This is a genomic window from Kitasatospora sp. NPDC001527 (assembly GCF_040298605.1).
Taxonomy (GTDB): Bacteria; Actinomycetota; Actinomycetes; order Streptomycetales; family Streptomycetaceae; genus Kitasatospora.
The window spans coordinates 346,529-368,920 of the sequence record NZ_JBEPAM010000002.1 but is presented as its reverse complement, the minus strand read 5'-3'; the positions used below and the strand labels follow the sequence as shown (position 1 = coordinate 368,920).

Annotated in this window: 23 protein-coding genes; 10 read left to right on the top strand and 13 right to left on the bottom strand. The window is 75.0% G+C overall.

What is annotated here, in order from left to right; translation table 11 throughout:
* Nucleotides 1-23: 23 nt before the first annotated feature.
* Nucleotides 24-674 carry an HD domain-containing protein gene (locus tag ABT238_RS03515; RefSeq protein WP_350564615.1) on the bottom strand — a complete coding sequence of 217 codons (651 nt, stop codon included), beginning with the start codon at nt 672-674 and terminating at the stop codon, nt 24-26.
* Nucleotides 675-755: 81 nt separating this feature from the next.
* On the opposite strand from ABT238_RS03515, the gene ABT238_RS03510 reads away from it, so the two are divergent.
* The 3 genes from ABT238_RS03510 (at nt 756) to ABT238_RS03500 (ending at nt 2,961) form a co-directional block, all read left to right on the top strand.
* A complete protein-coding gene (locus ABT238_RS03510; protein ID WP_350564614.1) occupies nt 756-1,148 on the top strand; it encodes a PadR family transcriptional regulator in 393 nt (130 codons plus the stop codon).
* Complete coding sequence (locus tag ABT238_RS03505; protein WP_350564612.1) at nt 1,145-2,110, top strand: hypothetical protein; 966 nt, start codon at nt 1,145-1,147, stop codon at nt 2,108-2,110. The genes ABT238_RS03510 and ABT238_RS03505 overlap by 4 nt, the downstream gene beginning before the upstream one ends.
* Nucleotides 2,111-2,274: 164 nt before the next feature.
* Entirely contained in the window at nt 2,275-2,961 is a 687-nt protein-coding gene (locus tag ABT238_RS03500; RefSeq protein WP_350564610.1) for a copper homeostasis protein CutC, read from the top strand.
* A gap of 65 nt (nt 2,962-3,026) precedes the next feature.
* Here the strand turns inward: ABT238_RS03500 and ABT238_RS03495 are convergent, their stop codons facing one another.
* The 3 genes from ABT238_RS03495 to ABT238_RS03485 form a co-directional block, all read right to left on the bottom strand.
* Complete coding sequence (locus tag ABT238_RS03495) at nt 3,027-5,078, bottom strand: HelD family protein (RefSeq protein WP_350755414.1); 2,052 nt, start codon at nt 5,076-5,078, stop codon at nt 3,027-3,029.
* A gap of 216 nt (nt 5,079-5,294) precedes the next feature.
* Nucleotides 5,295-6,932 (bottom strand): DNA repair helicase XPB, encoded by a 1,638-nt coding sequence (locus ABT238_RS03490; RefSeq protein WP_350564606.1) that lies wholly within the window; start codon nt 6,930-6,932, stop codon nt 5,295-5,297.
* 115 nt (nt 6,933-7,047) lie between these two features.
* Entirely contained in the window at nt 7,048-7,452 is a 405-nt protein-coding gene (locus tag ABT238_RS03485; RefSeq protein WP_350564604.1) for a hypothetical protein, read from the bottom strand.
* A 129-nt stretch (nt 7,453-7,581) separates the two neighbouring features.
* On the opposite strand from ABT238_RS03485, the gene ABT238_RS03480 reads away from it, so the two are divergent.
* Nucleotides 7,582-7,848 (top strand): hypothetical protein, encoded by a 267-nt coding sequence (locus ABT238_RS03480; protein ID WP_350564602.1) that lies wholly within the window; start codon nt 7,582-7,584, stop codon nt 7,846-7,848.
* 4 nt (nt 7,849-7,852) lie between these two features.
* On the opposite strand, the gene ABT238_RS03475 is transcribed toward ABT238_RS03480, so the two are convergent.
* Nucleotides 7,853-10,360 (bottom strand): helicase-associated domain-containing protein, encoded by a 2,508-nt coding sequence (locus ABT238_RS03475; RefSeq protein ID WP_350755413.1) that lies wholly within the window; start codon nt 10,358-10,360, stop codon nt 7,853-7,855.
* Nucleotides 10,361-10,559: 199 nt separating this feature from the next.
* On the opposite strand from ABT238_RS03475, the gene ABT238_RS03470 reads away from it, so the two are divergent.
* Together ABT238_RS03470 and ABT238_RS03465 are read left to right on the top strand one after the other, a co-directional pair.
* The gene (locus ABT238_RS03470; protein WP_350755412.1) at nt 10,560-11,615 is read left to right on the top strand and encodes a hypothetical protein; all 1,056 of its coding nucleotides are present in this window, start codon (nt 10,560-10,562) and stop codon (nt 11,613-11,615) included.
* Nucleotides 11,616-11,788: 173 nt separating this feature from the next.
* The gene (locus tag ABT238_RS03465; protein ID WP_350755411.1) at nt 11,789-12,163 is read left to right on the top strand and encodes a VOC family protein; all 375 of its coding nucleotides are present in this window, start codon (nt 11,789-11,791) and stop codon (nt 12,161-12,163) included.
* Here the strand turns inward: ABT238_RS03465 and ABT238_RS03460 are convergent.
* The 5 genes from ABT238_RS03460 to ABT238_RS03440 form a co-directional block, all read right to left on the bottom strand.
* Nucleotides 12,160-12,789 (bottom strand): potassium channel family protein, encoded by a 630-nt coding sequence (locus ABT238_RS03460; RefSeq protein ID WP_350564595.1) that lies wholly within the window; start codon nt 12,787-12,789, stop codon nt 12,160-12,162. The two genes, ABT238_RS03465 and ABT238_RS03460, sit on opposite strands and share 4 nt — an antisense overlap.
* 5 nt (nt 12,790-12,794) lie before the next feature.
* Nucleotides 12,795-12,935, bottom strand: coding sequence for a hypothetical protein (locus ABT238_RS03455; RefSeq protein WP_350755410.1), 141 nt, complete (start codon nt 12,933-12,935; stop codon nt 12,795-12,797).
* A 153-nt stretch (nt 12,936-13,088) separates the two neighbouring features.
* Nucleotides 13,089-13,394, bottom strand: a complete 306-nt coding sequence (tatA, locus tag ABT238_RS03450; RefSeq protein WP_350564591.1) for a Sec-independent protein translocase subunit TatA — start codon at nt 13,392-13,394, stop codon at nt 13,089-13,091.
* A gap of 349 nt (nt 13,395-13,743) precedes the next feature.
* The gene (locus ABT238_RS03445; RefSeq protein ID WP_350564589.1) at nt 13,744-14,382 is read right to left on the bottom strand and encodes a class I SAM-dependent methyltransferase; all 639 of its coding nucleotides are present in this window, start codon (nt 14,380-14,382) and stop codon (nt 13,744-13,746) included.
* A 216-nt stretch (nt 14,383-14,598) separates the two neighbouring features.
* Nucleotides 14,599-16,146, bottom strand: a complete 1,548-nt coding sequence (locus ABT238_RS03440) for an MFS transporter (protein ID WP_350755409.1) — start codon at nt 16,144-16,146, stop codon at nt 14,599-14,601.
* A gap of 109 nt (nt 16,147-16,255) precedes the next feature.
* Here ABT238_RS03440 and ABT238_RS03435 point away from each other — a divergent pair, with 109 nt between their 5' ends.
* Complete coding sequence (locus ABT238_RS03435; protein WP_350564586.1) at nt 16,256-16,870, top strand: TetR/AcrR family transcriptional regulator; 615 nt, start codon at nt 16,256-16,258, stop codon at nt 16,868-16,870.
* A gap of 30 nt (nt 16,871-16,900) precedes the next feature.
* Here the strand turns inward: ABT238_RS03435 and ABT238_RS03430 are convergent, their stop codons facing one another.
* Complete coding sequence (locus ABT238_RS03430) at nt 16,901-17,218, bottom strand: cupin domain-containing protein (RefSeq protein WP_350564584.1); 318 nt, start codon at nt 17,216-17,218, stop codon at nt 16,901-16,903.
* Nucleotides 17,219-17,388: 170 nt separating this feature from the next.
* Between ABT238_RS03430 and ABT238_RS03425 the strand changes: the two genes are divergently transcribed.
* Nucleotides 17,389-17,655, top strand: coding sequence for a hypothetical protein (locus ABT238_RS03425; RefSeq protein WP_350755408.1), 267 nt, complete (start codon nt 17,389-17,391; stop codon nt 17,653-17,655).
* Nucleotides 17,656-17,718: 63 nt separating this feature from the next.
* Here ABT238_RS03425 and ABT238_RS03420 read toward each other — a convergent pair whose 3' ends face one another.
* Nucleotides 17,719-18,876: an acyl-CoA dehydrogenase family protein gene (locus tag ABT238_RS03420; RefSeq protein WP_350755407.1), complete on the bottom strand. Its 1,158-nt coding sequence runs from the start codon at nt 18,874-18,876 to the stop codon at nt 17,719-17,721.
* A 218-nt stretch (nt 18,877-19,094) separates the two neighbouring features.
* Nucleotides 19,095-19,409 carry a hypothetical protein gene (locus ABT238_RS03415; protein ID WP_350755406.1) on the bottom strand — a complete coding sequence of 105 codons (315 nt, stop codon included), beginning with the start codon at nt 19,407-19,409 and terminating at the stop codon, nt 19,095-19,097.
* A gap of 264 nt (nt 19,410-19,673) precedes the next feature.
* Here ABT238_RS03415 and ABT238_RS03410 point away from each other — a divergent pair, with 264 nt between their 5' ends.
* Together ABT238_RS03410 and ABT238_RS03405 are read left to right on the top strand one after the other, a co-directional pair.
* Nucleotides 19,674-20,393, top strand: coding sequence for a DedA family protein (locus tag ABT238_RS03410; protein WP_350564576.1), 720 nt, complete (start codon nt 19,674-19,676; stop codon nt 20,391-20,393).
* Nucleotides 20,394-20,520: 127 nt separating this feature from the next.
* Nucleotides 20,521-22,356, top strand: a complete 1,836-nt coding sequence (locus tag ABT238_RS03405) for a threonine/serine exporter family protein (protein ID WP_350564574.1) — start codon at nt 20,521-20,523, stop codon at nt 22,354-22,356.
* The last annotated feature ends 36 nt before the right edge of the window (nt 22,357-22,392 follow it).

Below are 22,392 nucleotides of genomic sequence, written 5' to 3'. Positions count from 1 at the left end.
CCGGCCGCGCGGGTCCCCCGGGCTCAGCCGGCGGCCTCCAGGCGGGCGAGTTCGGCGGCCAGGTTGGCCCGGGCGGCGGCGTCGAAGCGGGCGTGCGCGGTGGGCGTGCGGTAGAGCGCGGGGAGCGCGAGCAGCTGCCGGAGCACGGCCGCGCGCCCCGCGCGGAAGTCCGGCTCGGGTACGAAGGCGTACTCCTCCCGGACCGCCGCCGCGTATGCCGCGTAGGCCGCCGGCGGACCGCCGAGGACGGCGAGGTCGGCGTCGCACAGGACCTCGCCGTCGCGGTCCCCGGGCCCGGGGTGGTGGGTGACGGTGAGCCGGACCAGCCGGGCGACCTCCTCGACCCGGGCCGCGGGCAGCCCCGCGGCGGTGAGCGCCCGGACGGCGAGGACGGCGCTGCGTTCCTCGTTCTCCGAGCGGTCCGGGCGGTAGACGGCGTCGTGGAACCAGGCGGCCAGCCGGACGGCGTCCGGGTCGTCGGCGTGCCCGGCGAGCGCGTCGACGTGGCCCAGCACCGCGTCCAGGTGGTCGGTGGTGTGGTAGCGGCGCTGCGGCTCGGACCAGCGGCGCAGCAGCTCCCGGCCGGCCGGCGCGGGGTCGGTCCGCGTGCCGCAGCGGTGCAGCAGGGCCGTCCAGGCGGCGAGCAGTTCCTCGGAGCGCGGGGTGTCGGGCATGGGGCCATTCTGCTGGTCGGGGAGGCCCGGCCGGCCGATTCCCCTGGACTTGATATGTCGGCGACCTGTATATGTAGCTTCATGACAGAACGGGCCATGCAGGAACCGACGCTGCTCCTGCTCACCGCGCTGGCCGACGCCCCCAGGCACGGCTACGCGCTCATCCAGGAGATCGGCGAGATCTCCAACGGCCGGGTCAAGATGCGGACCGGCACGCTGTACGGCGCTCTCGACCGGCTGCTCCAGCAGGGCCTGATCGAGGTCGCCGCGGAGGAGATCGTCGACGGCCGGGCCCGGCGCACCTACGCGCTCACCGAGGGCGGGCGGGGGGCTCTGGCCACCGAGGCGGAGCGGCTGCGCGCCGTCGCCGAGGAGGCCCAGCGACGGCTGGCGGCCGTGCGTCCGGCAGCCGTCCGGCCCGCCGCGGGATCGGCCAAGCTCGCATTCATCAAGGTCAGGGGGGCCTTCGCATGACGACGCAGACTTTCCCCGGGATGGTGGCCGATCCGGTGGCGTTCCGCGCCGCGCTGCGGCTCTACCCGGCCCGCTACCGGCGCGAGCGCGGCGACGAACTGTCCGCCGTCTTCGCCGACAGCACGGACGGGGCCGGCCGGCTCGCCACCGTCCGGGAGGCCCTCGACCTCGGGACGTACGGGCTGCGGATGCGCACCGGTCTGACCTCCACCTCGCTCGCCGGGCGGCTGCTCGCGGTGGCCGCGCCGCTGATCGCCGGGGCGATCGCGGGGGCGGGTCTGGCCCGCGGCGTGTACGACGCCGTCCGCCCCGCGTGGCACTCGAACTGGGACCTGCCGGACCACCTCGTCCAGGTGCCCGCCTACCTCTGGTACGTCGGTCAGGTGATCGTGCCGCTCCTGCTGGTCGCCGCCGTCCTGGCGGGCCGGTGGCGGCTCGCCAGGACGGCGGCGCTCGCCGTGGCGGCCGTCGGCGCGCTGGGAGTGCTGCTGTCGGCCGTGGTCATGCCCAACGGCTGGCTGGCCGTCCTGCAGTCCTGCGAGGCGACTCCGCAGCTGTTCGCCGGCCTGTTGTTCGCGCTCGCGCCGCAGGACCTGCTGGAGCGGCCGGCCCGGCGCGAGCGGGTCCTGGTGGTGGCCGCGCTGGCCGGTGGCGGGCTGGTCCTGGTGGCGCAGGACTTCTACAGCTCCTTCGTGCTGATGGACGGCGTGGCGGCCGGGGCGCTGCTGTTCGTCCCGCTGGCCGTGCTGCTGTTCGCGGCGCGGGAGTGGCTGCTGCCGGCGGCGGCCGGACTCGCGGCGCTGGCGCTGACCTTCTCGTTCAACCTGTTCCGGCTCTGGCAGGCGGCCGGCGGTGTGTGGCGGCTGCTCCCGGCGGCGGCCGCGGCGCTGGCGGTGCTGCTGGCGGCCGGCTGGCTGCTGCGCCGGGGCGCCGGGGCGGGAGGTGGCCGGAGCCTCGCCTGAGGAGCGGGGACGGCCGGGGCCTCGCCGCCCCGCGAACGGCCGGACGACCGGGGTGTGGGACCCGGTCGCCCGGCCGTCGCGCGTTCCCGGGCGGGGGTGCGTTGTCCGGCCAACTGGCCGCACGGGGCTCGCCGGGGGCGGACCGATGTGGCAGGCTATCGGATATGTCTAGACCAATTTTCGAAGTCATCGCGCTGACGCCCCAGGACGCCCAGGCCGCCGAGTCGGGCGGCGCCGACCGGCTCGAACTGGTCACCGACATGGCCGCCGACGGGCTCACCCCCGCGGTCGAGGACTTCGCCAAGATCCGCGCCACCGTCGACATCCCGCTGCGCGTCATGCTCCGCATCCGGGACGGCTTCGCGCCCGGCGACCTGGACGAGCTGCGGGCCCGCGCCGCCGCGCTCCGGGCCGAGGGCGCCGACGAGTTCGTCTTCGGCTTCCTCGACGCCGAGGGCCGGGTCGACCTGGCCGCCACCGAGGCCGTCGCCGAGGCGGTGGCCGGCTGCCGCTGGACCTTCCACCGGGCGATCGACCACAGCGCCGACCGGGCCGCCGTCCGGGCCGCCGTCGGCGCGCTGCCCGGGCTGGACACCTTCCTCACCTCCGGCGCGGCCGGCGGCGTGGACGCCGGCCGGGACGTCCTGCGGGCCGAGCTGGCCCGGGCCGGCGAGCCCGGGTACACCCAGCGGATCCTGATCGGCGGCGGCCTGCGGGCCGAGCACCTGCCGCAGCTGCGGGCCGCCGGGTTCGACGCCTTCCACGTCGGCGGCGCGGTCCGGCCCGAGGGCTGGCGCTCGCCGGTGGACGCCGCCAAGGTCGCCGAGTGGCGGGCGCTGATCGACGGCTGACGCCCCGTGGTGCGGCCCGGAGCCGGGGCCGGCCCGCCGTTCGGCGACGGGCCGGCCCCGTCCGTTCAGCGCAGCTGCTCCGGCAGTGGCCGCGCGTGCAGCACCTCCAGGCCGGAGACCGCACGGGTCAGCGCCACGTACAGCCGGCGCAGGCCGGTCCGCTCGTCCGGCTCGCCCGCGACCACCGCGGCGGGCTCGTCCAGCACCACGTAGTCGTACTCCAGGCCCTTGGCCAGCGAGGCCGGGACGAGCGTCAGACGGGCCTCGGCGCTGGTCTCGGCGCCGGGGGAGAGGTGCGCCAGTCCGGCCGCCGCCAGCGCCTGCGCCAGCTGCGGGACACGCGCGTCGGCGGCGATCAGGCCGGTCGACCCCTCCCGCTCCAGTGCCCGGCGACAGGCCGCGATCACGGCCTCCGCCCACTCCTCCTCGACGATGTGACGCACCCTCAGGGATCCTGGGGCCTCGCGGACCGAACTGGCCGGGTTCAGGCCCGGGGCGATCGACGGCAGCAGCCGGGAGGCGTACGCGATGACCTCCTCCGGCACCCGGAAGCCCTTGGTCAGCTCCTCGACGTGGGCGGCCGGCTTGCCCAGGTGGTGCAGCGCCTCCGGCCAACTCGTCGTCGCCCAGGGGGTGGTGCCCTGGGCGAGGTCGCCCAGCACGGTCGCCGAGCCGGTGGTGCAGCGCCGGCCGACCGCCCGGTACTGCATCGGCGAGAGGTCCTGCGCCTCGTCCAGCACCACGTGGCCCAGCGAGGCGGTGCGCCGCACCAGGTCGGTCGCCTCGTCGACGAGGACGGCGTCGGCGGCGGTCCAGCGGGCGGTCTTCACCGAGCGGCCGCGCTTGGGCCACAGCACGGCGGCCTGCTCCTCGGCGCTCAGCACGCCGTCCGCGCAGGCGGCCAGGAACTCCGGCTCGGAGAGCAGCCGCAGCACCAGCTTGGCCGGGTCGACCGCCGGCCAGCAGGCCCTGACCACCGCCTTCACGGCGGTGTTGCGGGCCACCGCGTCCTGTACCCGGTCGTCCGGCGCCTCGCCGGCCTGCTCCATCTTCAGCAGCACGGTGTGCGCGATCCGCTGCGGCAGCGCCTCGGCGGCCGCTCCGTAGCGGATGTCGCGGCCCTTCAACTCCTCGATGATCTCCGTGAGTTCGTGGACCGGGACGCGCCAGCGGCGGGAACCGCGGATCACCACGCAGGGCTCGGTGGGCAGCGCGATGCCGGAGCGGACCGCGCGGCGCAGCACCTCGGCCATCCGGGCGTCGCCCTTCAGCCGGGCCGCCCGCGGCGAGTCCTCGCCGCGCACCTCGACGTGCCCGACCAGTTGTTGCACGGTGGCCTGCGCGACGTCCAGCTCGCCCAGCGCGGGCAGCACCTGCTCGATGTAGGAGAGGAAGGCGTTGTTCGGGCCGATCACCAGGGTGCCGGTGCGGGCCAGCCGCTCGCGGTGCGCGTACAGCAGGTACGCCACACGGTGCAGGCCGACGGCGGTCTTCCCGGTGCCGGGGGCGCCCTGCACGCAGAGGGTGCCGGAGATGTCGGCGCGGACGATCTCGTCCTGCTCCGGCTGGATGGTCGCCACGATGTCGCGCATCGGGCCGACGCGGGGCTTCTCGATCTCGGCGGCCAGCAGGGCGGAGGAGGTGTCGCCCTCGGCGGGGTCGGAGAGGTGCTCGTCCTCGTACGCGGTGAGCTCGCCGCCGGTGTAGCCGAAGCGGCGGCGGCGCTCGACGTCCAGTGGTTCGGTGCGGCTGGCCCGGTAGAACGGCTGGGAGACCGGCGCGCGCCAGTCGATCACCATCGGGTCGCCGTCGGCGTCGTGCACGTGGCGGCGGCCGATGTAGAAGCTCTCCCCGCCGGATCCCTCGCTCAACTCCTCGCTGATCGCGTGCAGGTAGTCGAGCCGGCCGAAGAACAGCGGGGTGTGCGAGAGGTCGGCCAGGGCGGCGATCCTGGCCTCGATCTGGTTCTGCAGCACCAGGGCGGTGACCCAGGTGCCGGTGACGTCACGGATGTCCAGGGACTCGACGTCCTCGCGCATCGCGCGCAGCGCGGCCCTGGACGCGGCCAGGTGGTCGCGTTCGCGCTGCAGGGGGTCGGTGAGGGGGGTGGCGGGCACAGCGAACCTTCCCGGCTGCCCCGGATGCGGGCGCAGCGGATCGTAGGAGCTCACGGTGGATACAGCCGGCCGGTTGCCGAACGGCCGACACCTCCCCCGGCTGCCTGCGCGCCTACAGCAGGTACCACGGTTCGGGAGGGGGCAGACGGACGATCCTAGTCGCGTCCGCCCCTCCGATCCACCCCTGCCACGCCCACCGCGCCCGCACCGCGCCCGCTACAGGACGTCGTCCGCGTCGATGATCCGGTAGGCGTAGCCCTGCTCGGCGAGGAAGCGCTGGCGGTGGGCGGCGAAGTCCTGGTCGACGGTGTCCCGGGCGACCACCGAGTAGAAGTGGGCGGCGTGCCCGTCCGCCTTGGGGCGCAGGACCCGGCCGAGGCGCTGGGCCTCCTCCTGCCGGGAGCCGAAGGTGCCGGAGACCTGGATGGCGACGGTCGCCTCCGGCAGGTCGATGGAGAAGTTGGCGACCTTGGAGACGACCAGGACGCTGATCTCCTTGTTGCGGAAGGCGTCGAACAGCTTCTCGCGCTGGGTGTTGCTGGTCTCGCCCTTGATCACCGGGGCGTCCAGGGCCTCGCCGAGCTCGTCCAGCTGGTCGATGTACTGGCCGATGATCAGCGTCTGGTCCTTCTCGTGCTTCCTGACCAGGGCCTCCACCACCCGGCGCTTGGTGGCCGTGGTCGCGCAGAAGCGGTACCGCTCCTCGGGCTCCGCGGTCGCGTAGGCGAGCCGCTCGGAGTCGGTGAGGGTGACCCGGACCTCGCAGCAGTCGGCGGGCGCGATGTAGCCCTGCGCCTCGATCTCCTTCCACGGCGCGTCGAAGCGCTTGGGGCCGATCAGGCTGAACACGTCGCCCTCGCGGCCGTCCTCGCGCACCAGGGTGGCGGTCAGGCCGAGCCGGCGGCGGGCCTGCAGGTCGGCGGTGAACTTGAACACCGGGGCCGGCAGCAGGTGGACCTCGTCGTAGACGACCAGGCCCCAGTTGCGGGCGTCGAAGAGCTCCAGGTGGGCGTAGACGCCCTTCCGCTTGGTGGTCATCACCTGGTAGGTGGCGATGGTGACCGGGCGGATCTCCTTCCTGGTGCCGCTGTACTCGCCGATCTCGTCCTCGGTGAGCGTGGTCCGCTTGACCAGCTCGTGCTTCCACTGGCGGGCCGAGACGGTGTTGGTGACCAGGATCAGGGTGGTCGACTTGGCGTGCGCCATCGCCGCCGCGCCGACCAGCGTCTTGCCGGCGCCGCAGGGCAGCACCACGACGCCCGAGCCGCCGTGCCAGAAGCCCTCCACCGCCTGCGCCTGGTAGGGGCGCAGGCTCCAGCCGTCCTCGGCCAGGTCGATCGGGTGCGCCTCGCCGTCCACGTAGCCGGCGAAGTCCTCGGCGGGCCAGCCGAGTTTCAGCAGCACCTGCTTGATCTGGCCGCGCTCGGAGGGGTGCACCACCACGGTGTCCGGGTCGACCCGGGCGCCCACCAGCGGCACGATCTTCCTGGACCGCAGCACCTCCTCCAGCACCGGCCGGTCGGTGGTGGTGAGCACCAGTCCGTGGGTCGGGTGCTTGAGCAGCCGCAGCCGCCCGTACCGGGCCATCGTGTCGGCCACGTCGACCAGCAGCGCGTGCGGCACCGGGTAGCGCGAGTACGTCACCAGGGCGTCCACGACCTGTTCGGCGTCGTGGCCCGCGGCCCGCGCGTTCCACAGCCCGAGCGGCGTCACCCGGTACGTGTGCACGTGCTCGGGCGCCCGCTCCAGCTCCGCGAACGGCGCGATGGCCCGGCGGCAGTCGGCGGCCTTGGGGTGGTCGATCTCCAGGAGAAGAGTTTTGTCGCTCTGGACGATGAGCGGTCCGTCGTTCACGCGGGGGTGCCCTCCACTGGCTGACAGGTCTGTCGGGTCTGCGGGTCCTTCGGGACGCCGACCCTCCAGTGTCGCCCATCCGGCCGGGTGGACGGGACCGCTCGGGGCGGCCGGGCTACTTCCACTCGTGGAAGCTGCCGGTGGACTTGCCGTCCGGGGCGACCTCGTACTCGAAGAGGCCGACGACGTGGTTGAGGCGGTCGAGCCGCGGTGAGGCGGTGTGGAAGAAGAGGGAGCCGCGCCAGCTGGTGCCGCCGCCCTCGGTGAAGTGGCCGATGCCGGTGCCGTGCCAGACGACGCTCTGGCCGTCGGCCGTCATGTCGACGCCCTGGCCCTCGCCGCGCAGGGTGCCGTCGGCCCGCAATTCGGACTCGTAGGTGCCGAAGCCGGTGACGGCGGTGCCGTAGTAGCTGCCGCTGCCCTCGAACGAGACCTCGACGACGACGTGGCCGTCCCCGGCGTCGAGGACGCGCCGGCCGGTGTCCTGGCCCTGGGTGTCGCCTATGAGATCGCCGAGCATGATGACTCCTTTCGTCACCCCCCGCATTCCGGACTACGCCGGTGTGGGCGGGTCGTCAACTGCCGGTACGCGCGGTGCGGACGGGGTGGCGGGGGGTGACCGGGGGAGGGCCGGCTCGTTGGGCAGGGCATGAACAAGTCGAAGCGCGTCCTCACCGCCCTCGCCCTCGCCGGTACGGCCTTCGCCGCGACCGCCACCACCGCCACCTCCGCGCACGCGATCGCGGGCATCGGGGAGGGACCGGGCGGGCTGCTGGCGTCGCCCGGGTTCCTGCTCGCCGACCTGGCCGGGGCCAACAGTGTGATGCCGGTCGGGCAGGGCGACCTCGCCGCCATGGCGGACAAGGCGATCAAGGAGAAGCAGGCCGAGCAGGCGGCCCAGCAGCAGGGCCACTGAGGCGTTACTCGTCCAGTTCGGCGACGCCGGTGATCCGGTGCAGCGCGAAGGTGCGCAGTTCGCCGTCGTGGTGGTCGAAGGCGGTGACGTAGCCGCCTTCGACCTTGACCGGGTCGATGATCCGCTGGCTGGCGAGGCCCTCCGCGTTGAGGTAGCCGATCCACATCCGCTCGCCGAGCAGCACCGCCGTCTGCAGCGCGGCGAGGGTCTCGGCGGCGGCGGTGCGCGGGAGTTGACGCCCGGTCGGGGCGGCCGGCTCGCGGCGGGCGGCGGTGGCGGCCCGGTCGCCGGCCCGGATCGCCTTGACGGCGGCGGCGAGCAGGGTGTCGTCCGGCGCGGGCGGGCCGTCCGGGACGGGCACCGGGGCCGCCCGCGGCGGGGTGCGGCGGCTGTCCGGGCGGGTGATCAGCACGTCGCCCTCGGCGGACTCGGCGGCCGGCGCGTAGCCCATGGCGCGCAGGCTCGCGAGCAGGACGTCGGGTGCGGCCTGGGCGGCCAGCACGGTGGGCGCGAGCAGCCGCAGCCGCAGGTCCACGGAGCGGCGGTCGGCCAGGATCTCGTTCAGCAGGGACGGGTCGTCGCAGCGCAGGTAGGACGAGGCGGCGCCGACCCGCAGCAGGCCGTGCCGGCGGGCGACGTCGTCGATCAGGTAGGCGAGCGGCTGCGGGACCGGCGTGCGGGAGTGCTGCTCCAGGAAGGCCCGCAGGTCGGCGGCGGTGCGTCCGGCGTCCAGGGCGCGGCGCACCGACCCGGGGGTGAACCGGTAGACGGTCGCGCCGCCCTTGGACTCGATGTCGGCGCAGAGCGCGAGCGCCTGGGCGAGCGGGGTGAGCAGCGGGCCGGGGGCGATCGCGGTGAGGTCCGGCTGCAGGATGACGTGGTCCAGCGGCTGCGGCAGCAGCGGGGCGAGCACGGCGGCCGGGTCGTGCTCGGCGGTGAGCAGGGCGCGGGCGGGGGCGGCGAGCGCGCCGCGGCCGGTGATGCCGAGGAGTTCGGCCTCGGCCAGGGTCCAGGCGACCAACTGGTCGCGCAGGTCGCCGGCGCCGTCGGGGGCGGCCGGTCCGCCGCGCAGCGGGCGCTGCCAGCGCAGCGTGGGTAGCAGTTCCCCGGCGGTGGCCGGCGTGCCGGGCGGGAGTTCGGCGAGCAGCGCGAGGGCGGCGCGGCGCACGGACGGGGCGAGGGTGCGGTCCAGCTCCGGGCCGAGTACGGCGCGCGGCTTGCCCTTGCCGTCGGGGGAGCCGGCGAGGGCCGGGACGCGGGTGGCGGCGAGCCAGCCGCGGGCCAGCACGGTCCACCGCTCGGCGGTGTCCAGCCGCAGCCACTCGTCGTAGCCAGGGGTCGGCGCCCAGTGTTCGTCGACCTCGCCGTCCGGGGCCAGCAGCCCGGCGGTGTAGGCGAGTTCGAGCCAGAAGGCGGCGACTGTCTCGGTGCTCTCCAGCGTCTGGGCGGTGCGCTTGAGGTCACGCACGCCGAGGCCGCCGGCGCGCAGGGTGGGCGGCGGGGTGAGGCCCCAGAGGTCGAGGAGTTCCTCGACGGTCCGCACGGCGGTGTGCGCCTGCCCGGCGGCGGCGCCGTCCACCACCTGCGGGTCGCGCGGGGCGGCGGCCGGCGCGGGCTCGGGCGGGAGCGGTTCGACGGTGCGGTGCGAGCGGCCGCCGCGCAGGTGCAGGGCGAGTTCGCGGGGCAGCACGACGCTGCCGGGGCTGCTGGGCAGCAGCAGGCCGCGGGCCAGCAGCCACTCGACCGGGCTCTGCGCGTCCTCGGCGGTGACCGGGCGGGTGGCGTCCGGGACGGTGCCGGTGGGCGGGCCCCAGACCAGTCGTTCGAGCAGCCGCAGGGCGGGTTCGGGGGCGGTGGCGAGCAGTTCCTCGCAGCGGGCGCGGTCGGAGAGCAGCGTGGTGAACGCGGCGACGGCGGTGACCGGGTCGGGCGTCGCGGGCTGTCCGGCGGAGGCGAGCAGCTGCTGCAGGCGGGCCGGGGACATGCCGGTGCTGGCCTCGGCGAAGGTCGGGCCGAGGCCGGTGCGGCCGGGGTTCGTGGCGGTCGGGGCGAGCGCCTCGCGGGCGGCGATGACCAGGCGCATCCGGTTGTCCGGGCCCCAGAGCAGGGCGCGGTCGCGCAGGGTGGCCAGGGCGCGGGGGAGCGCGGCGGCGACGGCGGAGCGGTCGGCGGCGCTCAGCGGGGTGGCGCCGGGGTGCGGCTTCACCCTGGCCGGGCCGGCCAGCAGGGTGCGGACGGCGGTGGGCGGGGAGCCGTCGGGGAGCGCGGCTAGGGCCTCGGCGGCCTGCAGGGTGAAGCGGTCCAGCCGCTCCAGCGCGCGCAGCGCCGAGGCGCGGGAGGAGAGCCGGGCGGTGAGCTGGGTGAGGTCGCCGGGCACGGGGTTGAGCAGGTCGGGGCGGGAGCGGAGCAGGGCGGCGAGGTCGTCGTCGGGCCGGGCGCGGAGTTCCTCGGCGAGGGTGCGGGGGCCGGCGGCGGACTTGGCCTGGCGTTGGGGGCCCTGCTGTGCGGTCATTCGACCTAGGTTAGTCGGGCGGCGGCGGGACGGGAGGGCCGCGGCGTCGGCGCAACGGCCGGTGCGGCGGGGCGCGCCCGGGGGCGCTCGGGCTCGCGTGGCGGGGCGGCGGGTGGGTACCGTCACGGTCGGCGGGGATGACGCCGCGTCCGGACGCGTGGCGGATCCGGTTCGGTACGGGCAAGGCGGGGTGTGCGGGATGTCGGACGGCGAGTGGTGGCGCAAGCAGGGGCCCTGGAGCGAGCCGCCGGGTGCCCAGGGGTCCGCGGGTCAGGGCGGGGGTGGCGACGGGGACAGCGTGTACGCGCAGGAGCCGGCGCCCGCCGATCCGCCGCGCCCCCCGGTGCCGCCGCGCCCCGCCGGACCGCCGTCCGCGCCGTCGTCCGCGCCTGATGGCGGGCCGGACGCCGCCCCGCCCGCCGGGTTCCTGCCGCGCCCCGCGCGCTCCGCGCCGTCCGCGCCGTCCGCGCCGTCCGGACAGGACGGCGGCTCGCCGTGGATCGCGAAGCCGGCCGAGGGCGCCCCCGTCGACCCCGAGGCGCTGCCGCCCGCGTACCGCGCCGTGAACGCGGGCGACTGGGACTACGTGAGCATCGACTTCGGGGACGGCCCGGCCGCCTCCAACCGGCCGATCCCCGAGCAGCGGACCGTCCCCGAGGACGAGACCGTGCCCGACGCGGGCGAGGAGGCCGCGAAGGGCGGCCGGGCGGGGCCCGCGACCGCCGAACCGCCCGGCGCCGCCACCCGGAAGGAGAAGCGCCGGGCTAGGAAGGTCATGGCGCGCAAGGGCCGGCCGGCCACGGACGGCGCCGCCCCGGCCGACGGCACCGCCGACGCCCCCGCGGCCCCCGGTGCCGCGGGCAAGGCCGCGAAGTCCGGGCCCGCTCCGCGCCGGCCCTCGCCGCTGCTGCTGCTCTCCGCCGCCGTGCTGATCGGCGGCGCCGTCACCGGGCAGCTGATCGCCATGCTGATCGGCTGGGCGCTCGGCTACCTCTCGCGCCACCTGTCCGACCTCACCCGCAAGGTGGCCGTCTTCGGGATCCCGCTGATGACGATCAGCGGCAGTTCGCTCTGGGTCTGGGGCCGCGCCCAGGGCCGCTGGGGCACGGCCCTGAACCCGGGCGAGCAGGCCAACCAGGTGGTGTGGGAGTCCGCGCCGGGCGTGCTGCGGGTGGCGGCCGCGGGGTCGGCCGTCTTCCTGCTGCTGATGTCGCTGCGCCGGCGCGGTGGCGGGGCGGCCGGCGCCGACGGATAACTCACCTGCGGCGCAGGGGAGAAGAGCGAAGAAGTCGCCTGCTGTTCATCGTCCGCCGTGCGGGCTCTGACGGTGCGGACCTCCGCCTCCTGGGCGGTGGTGGCCGGCGAGCCGGGCCTGGTCCCGGCGTAGTCGCCGGTGGTCCGCCGGTCCGGTCCGGCACAATCGGCGGCATGCTGAGAATCGGTTCGGTGGTGCTCGGAGTGGCGGACGTCCGCCGCGCGGCGGCGTTCTGGGGCGAGGCCCTCGGCTACGCCCCCCGCGACGGGGTGGCCGAGGAGGACTGGGTGGTGCTCGTCCCGGCGGACGGTGCGGCCGGCGTGCAGGTGGCGCTCGGCCGCAGCGTCACGCCGCCGCAGCGGCACCCACGCGTCCACCTGGACCTCTACGCGGCGGACGCGGCGGACCAGGAGGCCGAGGTGGAGCGGCTGACCGGCCTCGGCGCGCGGCGGGTCGACTGGGACCTCTATCCGCCGGACCCGGACTTCGTGGTCGTCGAGGACCCCGACGGGAACCGCTTCTGCGTGATCGACAGCAGCCGCTCCTAGCCGTCCTCGTGGTGGGGCTTGTGGCGGTGGCGGCGGCCGCGGCGGTGCTCGCGCCCGAGGTCCTCGCGGTGGGCGCGGGTCTCCATGTTGGTGCGGATGGTCCGGCTCAGGGCACCGGCGGCGGCCGCCAGGAAGACGAAGTTGTAGGTGATCTGCAGCAGCACCACCAGCCGCGGACCCTGACCGGCCGGGGTGATGTCGCCGTAGCCGATGGTCGCCATGGTGACGACCGTGAAGTACAGCGAGTCCAGCCGGGTCTCCAGCCCGACGAACTCACCCGGCCGGTCGGCCAGCACGTAGTAGGTGGCGGCGAAGACGGTCAGCGAGAGGCAGATCAGGAAGGCCAGCCAGACCACGTGGTGACGGCCCGTGCCGCGGAAGGTGTCGACGATCCGGGCCACCAGCAGCCCGGTCAGCCCGGTCAGCACCGCCCCGAACAGCACCCAGCTCAGCCCCGGGCGGTCGTCGCCCAGGGTGCGCAGCGGCAGGCTGAAGTAGCCGAGCATCAACAGGGTGAACGAGCCGATCAGCAGGCCCCAGGCCCGCAGGTCCGGTCGGCCCCCGGGCGGGACGGGCGGCGGGGGAGCCGAGGGGGGCGTCGGCGGGGACGGCTGGTGCGCGGCCACGCCGGTCAGCCCGCCCCGGCCGGGCCGGCGCCGGGCCGGTGAGGGAAGTCCGGCTGCCCGGGCGCGGCCACCACCCGGACCGCCGGCCGCAGGCAGCGCACCATCGTGTCGGACACCGCCTGCGCCGCCGTCTCGCGGGCCGCCATCCGTCACCTCCGTTCCACCCGTCGTGCACACCAGGAGACAACGGATCAAAACGGACGGCCAGTCGAGTGCGGGAGCGGGGCGGCCGAACAGCCGGACACGACGAAGCCCCCGCCGCGGGGCGGGGGCTTCGGCCGGACTCGCGCCGCCTGCTCTCAGGCGGTGGTGGTGGTCCGCGGCTGCTCGGTGGCCTTGGTCACATTGGTCGGGGTGACGGCCTGGCGGGGCTGCTCGGCGGCCGGCTGCGCCGGGGCGGCGGTGCTCTGAGCGGTACCCTGGGCGGCGGCGTCGGCGGCGGCGGGGGTGTCGTCCTCGCGCATCGCCTTCGTCTCCGCCTTGAGGATCCGCATCGACTTGCCGAGGCCGCGGGCCATCTCCGGCAGCTTCTTCGACCCGAACAGCAGGATCACGACAGCCAGCACCACGAGCACGTGCCAGGGCTCAAGACCGTTACGCAGCATCCCTGGCCACCGGTCCCTTCTCGTCTAGAGTCATACGTCACAGTCGGGCAAAGCGCCCGTCCTGGCCAGTATGCCTGCCCGTGACGGCGAACGTATACACCGGCCGGGAAACGCTGGTCAAAAACCAGATGTTGCCCGGGCGGCCGGCGCGCACGGCCGCGGGCCCCGCCCGGCACGCCCCCATCACCCGAGGTCGGACCGCCCGGCACCGCTCCGGCCCCCCGGCCGCCCCCGGTGCGAGCGGGCCCCGGAGGCCCGGGGACCGCACCTCCCACGGCCCTTTTCCGCCGCCGTTTTGGCCGGTTCCGGCCGCCGCGCGGGCCCCGGTTCCCCGGCCGTCCGGTCGCGGTCAGTCCCGGCGGGCGAGCAGGTAGCCGCGGCGGGTCTGCGCCTCCTGCGGGTACGCGTCGCGCTCCAGCCGGGCCGTCACGGTGAACCCGGCCGAGGCCAGCGGGCCGGCGACGGCCCCGGCCTCCCGGAAGTGGAAGTCCACGTCCACCCGGTGGCCCCACCACTCCTCCAGCCGCCGCACCTCGGTGCCGAGGTGGAACGCCACCAGCAGCACCCCGGACGGCCGCAGCACCCGCCGCATCTCCTCGAAGGCCGGGCGCAGTTCCTCCGGTTCGAGGTGGATCACCGAGTAGAGCGCCACCGCGGCGGCGAACTCACCGTCCGGGGCCGGCAGCTCCAGCAGGTCGCCGACCCGGAACTCCGCTCCCGGGTGGTCCTGCCGGGCGACCGCCACCATCGCGGGCGAGAGGTCCACCCCGACCGCCGCCACCCCCTGCCCGGCCAGCCATCCCGCCACGTGCCCCGGCCCGCACCCCAGGTCCGCCACCGTCCCCCCGGCCGCCTCCTCGGCCACCACCCCCAGCAGCGCCCGGTCCATCACCTTGTACGCCAACTCACCCCCCACCCGCTCCCGGTAGTCCTGCGCCACCGCGTCGTAGCTGCCCCGAACCCGCCCGTGCCGATCGTCGTTGGTCATCCGGGAAGCCTGGCACGGGCCTTCCCCCGGTGCGGCCCCGTGTACGTGGGCCGGCCGGCCGGGTCGGCCGGCGCGCCGCCGTTTGAGGTGCGAGGTGGGGGGAAGCCGCCGGGGCGGTGGGGGCCCTGACCCCTCGGCGGTAGCGGCGCGGCAGCCCCCGCCCGGGGGTGGGCGGGGGCTGCGATGACGCGCGTGCGGGGGGATCGGCGGTGGGGGTCAGGCGGCGGCCGGCTCGGGGGCGGGGGCCGGTGCGGCGGCCGGGAGGTGACGCATGAGGCGGTAGGCGAGGAGGGAGGCGCCGACCGTCAGGACGAGGCCGACGACGGCGGCGACGTGCAGGCCGTCGGTGAACGCGGTGCGGGCGGTGGCGAGGAGGTCGCCGCCGAGCCGGCCGGGCAGCTGGGCCGCGACGGTGACCGCGCCGCCGAGGGTGTCCTGCGCGGTGCGGGCGGCCTCGCCCTCCAGGCCGGCCGGGAGGGCGCCGTCCAGGTGGGAGCGGTAGACCGCGGCGCCGGCCGCGCCGAGCAGCGCGATGCCGAGGGAACTGCCGAGCTCGACGGCGGTCTCCGAGGTGGCGGAGGCGGCGCCGGCCCGCTCGACGGGGGCGGCGGAGACCACCATCTCGGCGGTGAGGGTCATGGTGCCGACGGTGCCGGCGGCCAGGACGCCCGCCGCGGTGAGGATGAACGCCAGCGGGGAGTCCGCGCCGACCCGGGTCATCATCGCGAAGCCGGCCGCGCCGACCAGGAAGCCGCCGGCCATCATCGCCGCCGGACGGACCCTGCCGGCGAGCGCCGAGCTCAGGCCGACGGCGGCGCCCACGCCGACGCTGGGGACCAGCGACCAGAGCGAGGCGGTGAGCGGGCTCATGCCCTTGACCAGCTGCAGGTACTGCGAGGTGAAGAGGGTGAAGCCCATCATCGCGAACATCGCCACGGTGTTGACGCTGATCGCCCCGCTGAAGGCGCGGATCCGGAACAGGCCGAGGTCGAGCAGCGGGTTGGCGGCGGTGCGCTGGCGCAGGTAGAACGCGCCGCCGAGCAGCAGGCCGGCCGGGACGGCGAGCGCGGCGAGCGGCTCCCAGCCGTCCACCGCGAGCGTCTTGACGCCGTAGACCAGCGGCAGGACGGCGGCCAGCGAGAGCGCGGCGCCGAGCAGGTCGAAGCTGCCGTGCTGCGGGGAGCGGTACTCGGGGAGCAGCACCGGGGCGGTGAGCAGGACCAGGGCCATCACCGGGACGGCGAGCAGGAAGGCCGAGCCCCACCAGAAGTGGTCGAGCAGCAGGCCGCCGGCGACGGGACCGAGGGTGGCGCCGGCGGTGAGGATGCCGCCCCAGGCGCCGAGCGCGACCTGGCGCTGCTTGGGGTCGTGGAACATGTTGCGGATCAGCGCGAGGGTCGAGGGCATCACGGTGGCCCCGGCGGCGCCCAGCAGGGCGCGGGCCGCGATCAGCTGGCCGGCGCTGTCCGCCGAGGCGGCGAGCAGCGAGGCACCGGCGAAGCCGGCGGCGCCGATCATCAGCAGCCGGCGGCGGCCGATCCGGTCGCCCAGCGCGCCCATGGTGATCAGCAGGCCGGCCAGCAGGAACGAGTACATGTCCATGATCCACAGCTGCTCGGTGCCGCTCGGCGCCAGCGTGGTGGAGATGTAGGGGACGGCGAAGAAGAGCACGCCCATGTCCATGGTGAGGACGAGGGTCGGGAGCAGCAGAACGGCCAGGCCGATCCATTCGCGACGGCCTGCGCGGCCGGTGGTTGCGGTCATGGGGGAGACAGTACGGACGTGTCAGACGCTTGTCTAGTACGAGCGTCTGAATCTATCGTGCAAGACATTCGTGCAAGACATCCGTCTTGATCGGACGTAGCATGCGGGCATGGGAAATCGTGAGGACCTCATGGCCGGCGCCAAGCGCTGCCTGATCGAGAAGGGCTACGGGCGCACCACTGCCCGGGACATCGCCACCGCCTCGGGCGTCAGCCTGGCGGCCATCGGCTACCACTTCGGCTCCAAGGAGGCGCTGCTCAACGCTGCGCTGATCGAGGCGACGGGGGAGTGGGGCCTCATGGTGGGGGCCGTGGTGGCGCGGGCCAACGAGGCGTCCGACGACCCGGAGGAGCGGTTCGTCGCCGTCTGGGACGGCGTGCGGCGGACCATCGCCGAGAACCGCGGCCTCTGGGCCTCGCAGTTCGAGGCGATGGTGCAGGTGGAGCGGGCACCGGAGCTGCGGGAGGCGCTGGCCGGGATCCAGAAGGACGGGCGGCTCGGGCTGGCGGCCCTGTTCCAGGGCCTCCCCGAGGTGCCGGACACCGAGGAGGAGCTGGCCCGCGGCACCTTCTACCAGGCGCTGCTGGTGGGCCTGGCCGGGCAGTGGCTGGCCACGCCCGAACTGGCGCCGGGCGGGCGGGACCTGCTGCGCGGGCTGGAGCTGGTCGGCGGCTCGGTGCTGAAGCCGAAGCCGGCGGCGGACTGGCACGGCCCGGCGGCCTGAACCCGGCCCGTACCCGTACCCGGCCGGGACTCAGGCGGTGACGGCCGTCAGCAGCACCACCGAGTCGACGTGGGCGAGCAGGCCGTGCCGCTCCTGCGGGACGGCCTGCAGCTCCCCCGCGGAGAGCTCCTCGCGCCGCCCGGCGATGGTGAGCGAGACCCGCCCGCGCAGCACCTGGACGCTGGCGGCCGCCGGGGCGTTGTGCTCGTCGAGCGAGGTGCCCGCGGTCAGCGCGATCACCGTCTGCCGCAGCACCCCGTCGTGCAGCACCAGATGGGCGCTGCGGCCGTGCGGGCTCTCGGCCGCCAGGGCCGCGTGCTCCGCGACGAGCTGTTCGAGATCGACCATCGCGCGTCCTCCTGCCGTCCGGGTGCCGTCCTGCTGCGCGGGCGCTCCTGCGGCCCAGCGTCCCGGACGCGCCCCGTGCCCGCACGCCGAGCCGCCCCGCACCCGCATGCCCGGCCGCGCGCGGATGCGCTCGGCGTGCGGCGGCGGCCGACTGCCTCCATCGTGGAGGCATGGCGACCAACGAGAGTTTTCTCAGCGGATTCCAGGTCAACCGCTCGCTGCTGGCCGGCGGCGCGTTGCTGACCGGCATCGGCGCGCTGTTCGGGACGGCGGGCGCGGTGATGGTGTGCGCGGCGCTGGCCACGGCCGGCCGCAAGTGGGTGCGCGGGCTGGACCGCCCGCCGTCCGCCATGGCCCAGCGGGCCCTGCACGAGGCCAAGGTGGCGTCGTCGGCCGGCTGGGACGCGTGGCGCGCCGAGCACCACTCGCCCAACTGACCGCGTGGGTGAACGGCGTACGGGCCGGCCCGTACGCCGCCTGCGGCAGCCCGCCGCGGCCCGTTACAGCCCGAGCGACTTGGCGACGATGCTGCGCATGACCTCGCTCGTACCACCGTAGATCCGGAACACCCGGTTGTCGGTGTAGAGCCGGGCGATCGGGTACTCCAGGATGTAGCCGTAACCGCCGTGCAGCTGCAGGCACTTGTCGATCACGCCGGACGCCGACTCGGTGCAGAACAGCTTGGCCGCGGCGGCGTCCGCCACCGTCAACCCGCCGTTCTGGTAGAGCTCCAGCGCGCGGTCGACCATCGACTGCTGCGCCACCACCTGGGCCTCGCAGTCGGCCAGCGTGAACTTGGTGTTCTGGAACTCGGCGACCGCCTTGCCGAACACCGTGCGGTCCTTCACGTACCGCACCGTGAACCGCACCGCCGCCGCGGAGGCCGCGTACGCGCCGACCGCGATCGCCAGCCGCTCCTGCACCAGGTTGTGGGTCAGGTACGCGAACGCCCGCCCCTCCTCGCCGAGCAGGTTCTCCACCGGCACCTTGACGTCCGAGAACGCCAGTTCGGCGGTGTCCGAGGTGCGCAGGCCGATCTTCTGCAGCTTGCGGCCGACGCTGTAGCCGGGGGAGGCGGTGTCCACGCAGAGGATGGAGAGCCCGGCCCGGCGGTTCTCCGGGTCGTACGGCGAGGTGCGGCAGACCACCAGGACGAGGTCGGCGAGGACGCCGCCGGTGATGAAGGTCTTGGCACCGTTGAGGACGTAGTGGGTGCCGTCCTCGGAGAGCCGCGCGGTGGTGGTGATGCCGGCGAGGTCGGAGCCGGCGCCCGGCTCGGTCATCGCGATCGCGGTCATCAGGTCGCCGGAGACGAAGCCGGGCAGCCAGCGCCGCTTCTGCTCCTCGGTCGCGTACTCCAGCAGATAGGGCAGCACCAGGCCGGTGTGCACCCCGGAGGAGCCGAAGCTGACGCCGGCCCGCGCCGTCTCCTCGGCGATCACCGCCTGGTACTTGAAACCGCTCTCGCCCGCGCCGTCGTACTCCTCGGGCACCTCGATGCCGAAGACCCCGAGCGCGCCGAGCCGGCGGTAGAAGTCCCGCGGCGGGTGGCCCTCGGCCTCCCAGCTCTCGTAGACGGGGACGACCTCGTTGGCGATGAAGTCCCGGATGGTCTCCCGGAAGGCCTCGTGGTCCTCGGTGAACACGGTGCGGCGCACGCTGGCGCCTCCCTTCGACGGTGCCTGACGTTCGGTGGAGCCCGACCGGGCGGGCCCGGGCGGCCCCGCCGATCGCCTCACCAGTCAATCCCGGGCGGCTGCGGCTGTCCAGGGTGGGGCCGGGCCGGACGCGACGCGGCCGGGTGCCGCCCCACCGGCGTGGGGCGGCACCCGGCCGGGACCGGAGGGGGTGCTCGGGGGCGGAGGGGGCGGGCCGTTCAGCCGCCGGCGGGCGGGACGATCGGGGCGGCGAGATTGCCGTTGCCCCGCAGCGCGCCGATGCCGCCCGCGTTGCCGGTCACGGCGAGGGTGTTGGTCTGGTTGCCCGCACCGGAGCCGGTGGCGGTCTGCTGGGTGCCGGTCACGTTGCCGAGGACGTTGCCGATCACGTTGCCGGAGCCGGTGCTGCTCACCACGCCGCTGCTGGAGTGATGGTCCGCGCCGGCGCCGTTGTCGGCGTGCGCGGTGCCGATGCCCGCGAGGAGGAGGGCCCCGAGGGCGGTGACGGCGGCGGCTGCGCGGATACGGGACACGGTGGTCTCCCAGGAGTGGAGTGCGAATGGTGGCGTCCGGCGGAGTGGCCGCTCCGCGGCGCCGTGGCCCGACGTCGCCCGGCCAGCATTCACCGGTGCCCCGGACGAACTCCACCGAAGGGGTGGGGATTCGCCCGATGGTGGGATCCGGATGATGGTCCGACTACTGCCTGGAGCAGGGGTGTTCGATGGCTCCTTGGTGAATGCTTTACTGTTTCATTGCCAAGAGTCGACCTTCCTACAGGCCCTCAGGAGTTCCGCCCCGTGACCAGCCTCGCCCTCGGCCCGTCCTGGCTCGATCCGACCCATCTGATCTCCACCTTCGGGCCGATCGGCATCCTGGCCATCGTCTTCGCCGAGTCCGGCCTGCTGATCGGCTTCTTCCTCCCCGGTGACTCGCTGCTCTTCACCACCGGCCTGCTGGTGGCCGGCGGCACCTACCTGCACCAGCCGCTCTGGCTGATCTGCGTGCTGATCGTGCTCGCGGCGGTGGCCGGCGACCAGGTCGGCTACCTGTTCGGACGGAAGGTCGGCCCCAGCCTGTTCCGGCGCCCCGACTCCCGGCTGTTCAAGCAGGAGAACGTGGAGAAGGCGGCGGCCTTCTTCGACCGGCACGGGCCGAAGGCGATCGTGCTGGCCCGCTTCGTGCCGATCGTCCGCACCTTCACCCCGATCGTCGCCGGGGTGAGCGGGATGAACTACCGCGTCTTCGTCCTCTTCAACGTGATCGGCGGCGTGCTGTGGGGCGCCGGTGTCACGGTGCTCGGCTACTTCCTCGGGCAGATCCCGTTCGTCCGGGACAACATCGAGGCGATCCTGGTCGGCATCGTGCTGGTCTCGGTGATCCCGGTCGCCGTCGAACTGCTCCGCGCCCGCCGCTCCGGCAGGGCCGTCCCCTCCGGTGCCGACGCCGCCGCGGGTCGGGCCGGAGACCGGCCGGCCGCCCCGGTCGCCGGAACCGGCGGCCGCCACCGCGCCGGGTAGGCGTCCGGAGGCGGCCGCGCCCGCCGCCGCGTACATGTGCGTCCGGCAGTTCGATCAGGCAAGGTGTATCCGGAGATCGAACGGCGGCCCGGGGGACCGGCACCGCCAGGGGCGGCAAGGAGCGGAAGTGCCGAAGCGGGGCCGACCGGGCGGCGGCAAGAGGGCCAGGGGCGGCCGGGGCGGCCGTCCGCAGCGGCAGGCCCGCCCGGCCGCCGGCGCGCGACCGGTCCACCCCTCCGAGGCGCCGCCCACCGAGGGGCTGCTCGGGCACCCCGCCCCGGTCTCCGAGCAGACCGTGGAGATCCCGCTCGCCCTGCCCGCCCCCGAGACCAAGGGCCTGCTGGCCCCGGAGCCCGAACCCGAGCCCGCGCCCGTGCCCGAGCCGGAACCCGCGCCCGCCGGGGAACCGCTCGCCCCGGTGTACCGCCGCCGCTCCGCGGCCGAGGACACCCTCACCCCCGAGGAGTGGCGGGCCGCCGGCTACACCCCGCCGACCGGCATCCCCCTCGGCGCCCTCAGCCCCGGCGCCCCCGGCGAGGCACCCTGGCCGGACCGGATGCGCACCCTGCTGCGCACCCCGATGTCCGAGCGCCCCGCCTTCGAGCGCAGCGCCCGCGAGCTGCATCCGGCCACCGCCTCCGCCGCCGCCCGCAACGTCCCGCGCATCCTCGACCTGACGCTGCGCATCGGCGAGCTGCTGCTGGCCAGCGGCGAGGCCGCCGAGGACGTCGAGGCGGCCATGCTCGGCATCGCGCACGCCTACCGGCTGGACCGCTGCGAACCGCAGGTCACCTTCACCCTGATCGGCATCTCGCACCAGCCCTCGCTGGTCGAACCGCCGATCACCGCCGACCGCGTGGTGCGCCGCCGCACCTCCGACTACACCCGGCTGAACGCCGTGTACGAGCTGGTCGCGGACATCACCGCGGAGAAGGTGAGCGTCAACGACGCCTACCGCCGGCTCGCGGTGATCCGCCGCAACCGGCACCCGTACGCGGCCTGGCTGCTCGCGCTGAACACCGGCCTGCTGGCCGGCGCGGCGACCTTCCTGGTCGGCGGGAAGATCGACGACAAGGCCTGGCTGGTCTTCCTCAGCGCCTTCGTCGCCGCCGTGCTCGGCGACCGGCTGGCCTCGCTGGTCGCCCGTCGCGGGCTGCCGGAGTTCTACCAGTTCGTGCTGGCCGCGATGCCGGCCGCCGCCTCCGGCATCGTGCTCTCCTTCAACGACCTGGGCCTGCGCGGCTCCGTGGTGATCACCGGTGGGCTGTTCGCGCTGCTGCCCGGACGCGCCCTGGTCGCCGCCGTGCAGGACGGCCTGACCGGCTTCTACATCACCGCCGCGGCCCGCCTGCTGGAGGTGATCTACCTGGTGGCGGGCATCGTCATCGGCGTGATGCTGATCCTCTACCTGGGCGTCGGCTTCGAGGCGAAGCTGCGCCCGGACGAGTCACTGGCCGGGATCAGCTACCCGCCGGTCCAGATGGTCGCCGCGATGGTGCTCACCCTCGCCTTCGCGATGCTGCTGCAGACCGACCGCCGCTCGCTCGCCCTGGTCACCCTGAACAGCGGCATCGGCTGGGCCAGCTACGGCGTGCTGGCCTACAACGCCGGGATCTCGCCGATCGTCGCGACCGGGGTGGCGGCCGGCCTGGTCGGCCTCTTCGGGCAGCTGATGGCGCGCTACCGCAACGGGTCCGCGCTGCCGTACGTCACCGCCGCGATCGGTCCGCTGATGCCCGGTTCGGCGCTCTACCTCGGCATGCTCTCGTTCGCCCAGGGCCACCCCAGCGGGGGCCTGGTGCAGATCACCCGGGCCGCCGCGATCGCGATGGCGCTGGCCATCGGCGTGAACCTGGGAGGCGAGATCGCCCGGCTCTTCATGAAGCTCCCGGTCGGGGTCGAGCGGCCCTCGCTCGCCCCGGTGATCCCCCGCCGGGCCGCCAAGCGCACCCGCGGCTTCTGACGCCGGGCGTTGGCCCGCGGGCCATGTCGCGGTAGG

What these genes read in the sequence shown, in the direction of transcription:
- ABT238_RS03500 (WP_350564610.1), top strand. Translation starts at nt 2,275, where the DNA reads ATGTCTAGACCAATTTTCGAAGTCATCGCGCTGACGCCCCAGGACGCC.
- ABT238_RS03485 (WP_350564604.1), bottom strand. Translation starts at nt 7,452, where the DNA reads ATGCTCGGCGATCTCATAGGCGACACCCAGGGCCAGGACACCGGCCGG.
- tatA (WP_350564591.1), bottom strand. Translation starts at nt 13,394, where the DNA reads ATGCTGCGTAACGGTCTTGAGCCCTGGCACGTGCTCGTGGTGCTGGCT.
- ABT238_RS03515 (WP_350564615.1), bottom strand. Translation starts at nt 674, where the DNA reads ATGCCCGACACCCCGCGCTCCGAGGAACTGCTCGCCGCCTGGACGGCC.
- ABT238_RS03480 (WP_350564602.1), top strand. Translation starts at nt 7,582, where the DNA reads ATGAACAAGTCGAAGCGCGTCCTCACCGCCCTCGCCCTCGCCGGTACG.
- ABT238_RS03475 (WP_350755413.1), bottom strand. Translation starts at nt 10,360, where the DNA reads ATGACCGCACAGCAGGGCCCCCAACGCCAGGCCAAGTCCGCCGCCGGC.
- ABT238_RS03465 (WP_350755411.1), top strand. Translation starts at nt 11,789, where the DNA reads ATGCTGAGAATCGGTTCGGTGGTGCTCGGAGTGGCGGACGTCCGCCGC.
- ABT238_RS03440 (WP_350755409.1), bottom strand. Translation starts at nt 16,146, where the DNA reads ATGACCGCAACCACCGGCCGCGCAGGCCGTCGCGAATGGATCGGCCTG.
- ABT238_RS03470 (WP_350755412.1), top strand. Translation starts at nt 10,560, where the DNA reads ATGTCGGACGGCGAGTGGTGGCGCAAGCAGGGGCCCTGGAGCGAGCCG.
- ABT238_RS03425 (WP_350755408.1), top strand. Translation starts at nt 17,389, where the DNA reads ATGGCGACCAACGAGAGTTTTCTCAGCGGATTCCAGGTCAACCGCTCG.
- ABT238_RS03435 (WP_350564586.1), top strand. Translation starts at nt 16,256, where the DNA reads ATGGGAAATCGTGAGGACCTCATGGCCGGCGCCAAGCGCTGCCTGATC.
- ABT238_RS03430 (WP_350564584.1), bottom strand. Translation starts at nt 17,218, where the DNA reads ATGGTCGATCTCGAACAGCTCGTCGCGGAGCACGCGGCCCTGGCGGCC.
- ABT238_RS03445 (WP_350564589.1), bottom strand. Translation starts at nt 14,382, where the DNA reads ATGACCAACGACGATCGGCACGGGCGGGTTCGGGGCAGCTACGACGCG.
- ABT238_RS03455 (WP_350755410.1), bottom strand. Translation starts at nt 12,935, where the DNA reads ATGGCGGCCCGCGAGACGGCGGCGCAGGCGGTGTCCGACACGATGGTG.
- ABT238_RS03505 (WP_350564612.1), top strand. Translation starts at nt 1,145, where the DNA reads ATGACGACGCAGACTTTCCCCGGGATGGTGGCCGATCCGGTGGCGTTC.
- ABT238_RS03510 (WP_350564614.1), top strand. Translation starts at nt 756, where the DNA reads ATGACAGAACGGGCCATGCAGGAACCGACGCTGCTCCTGCTCACCGCG.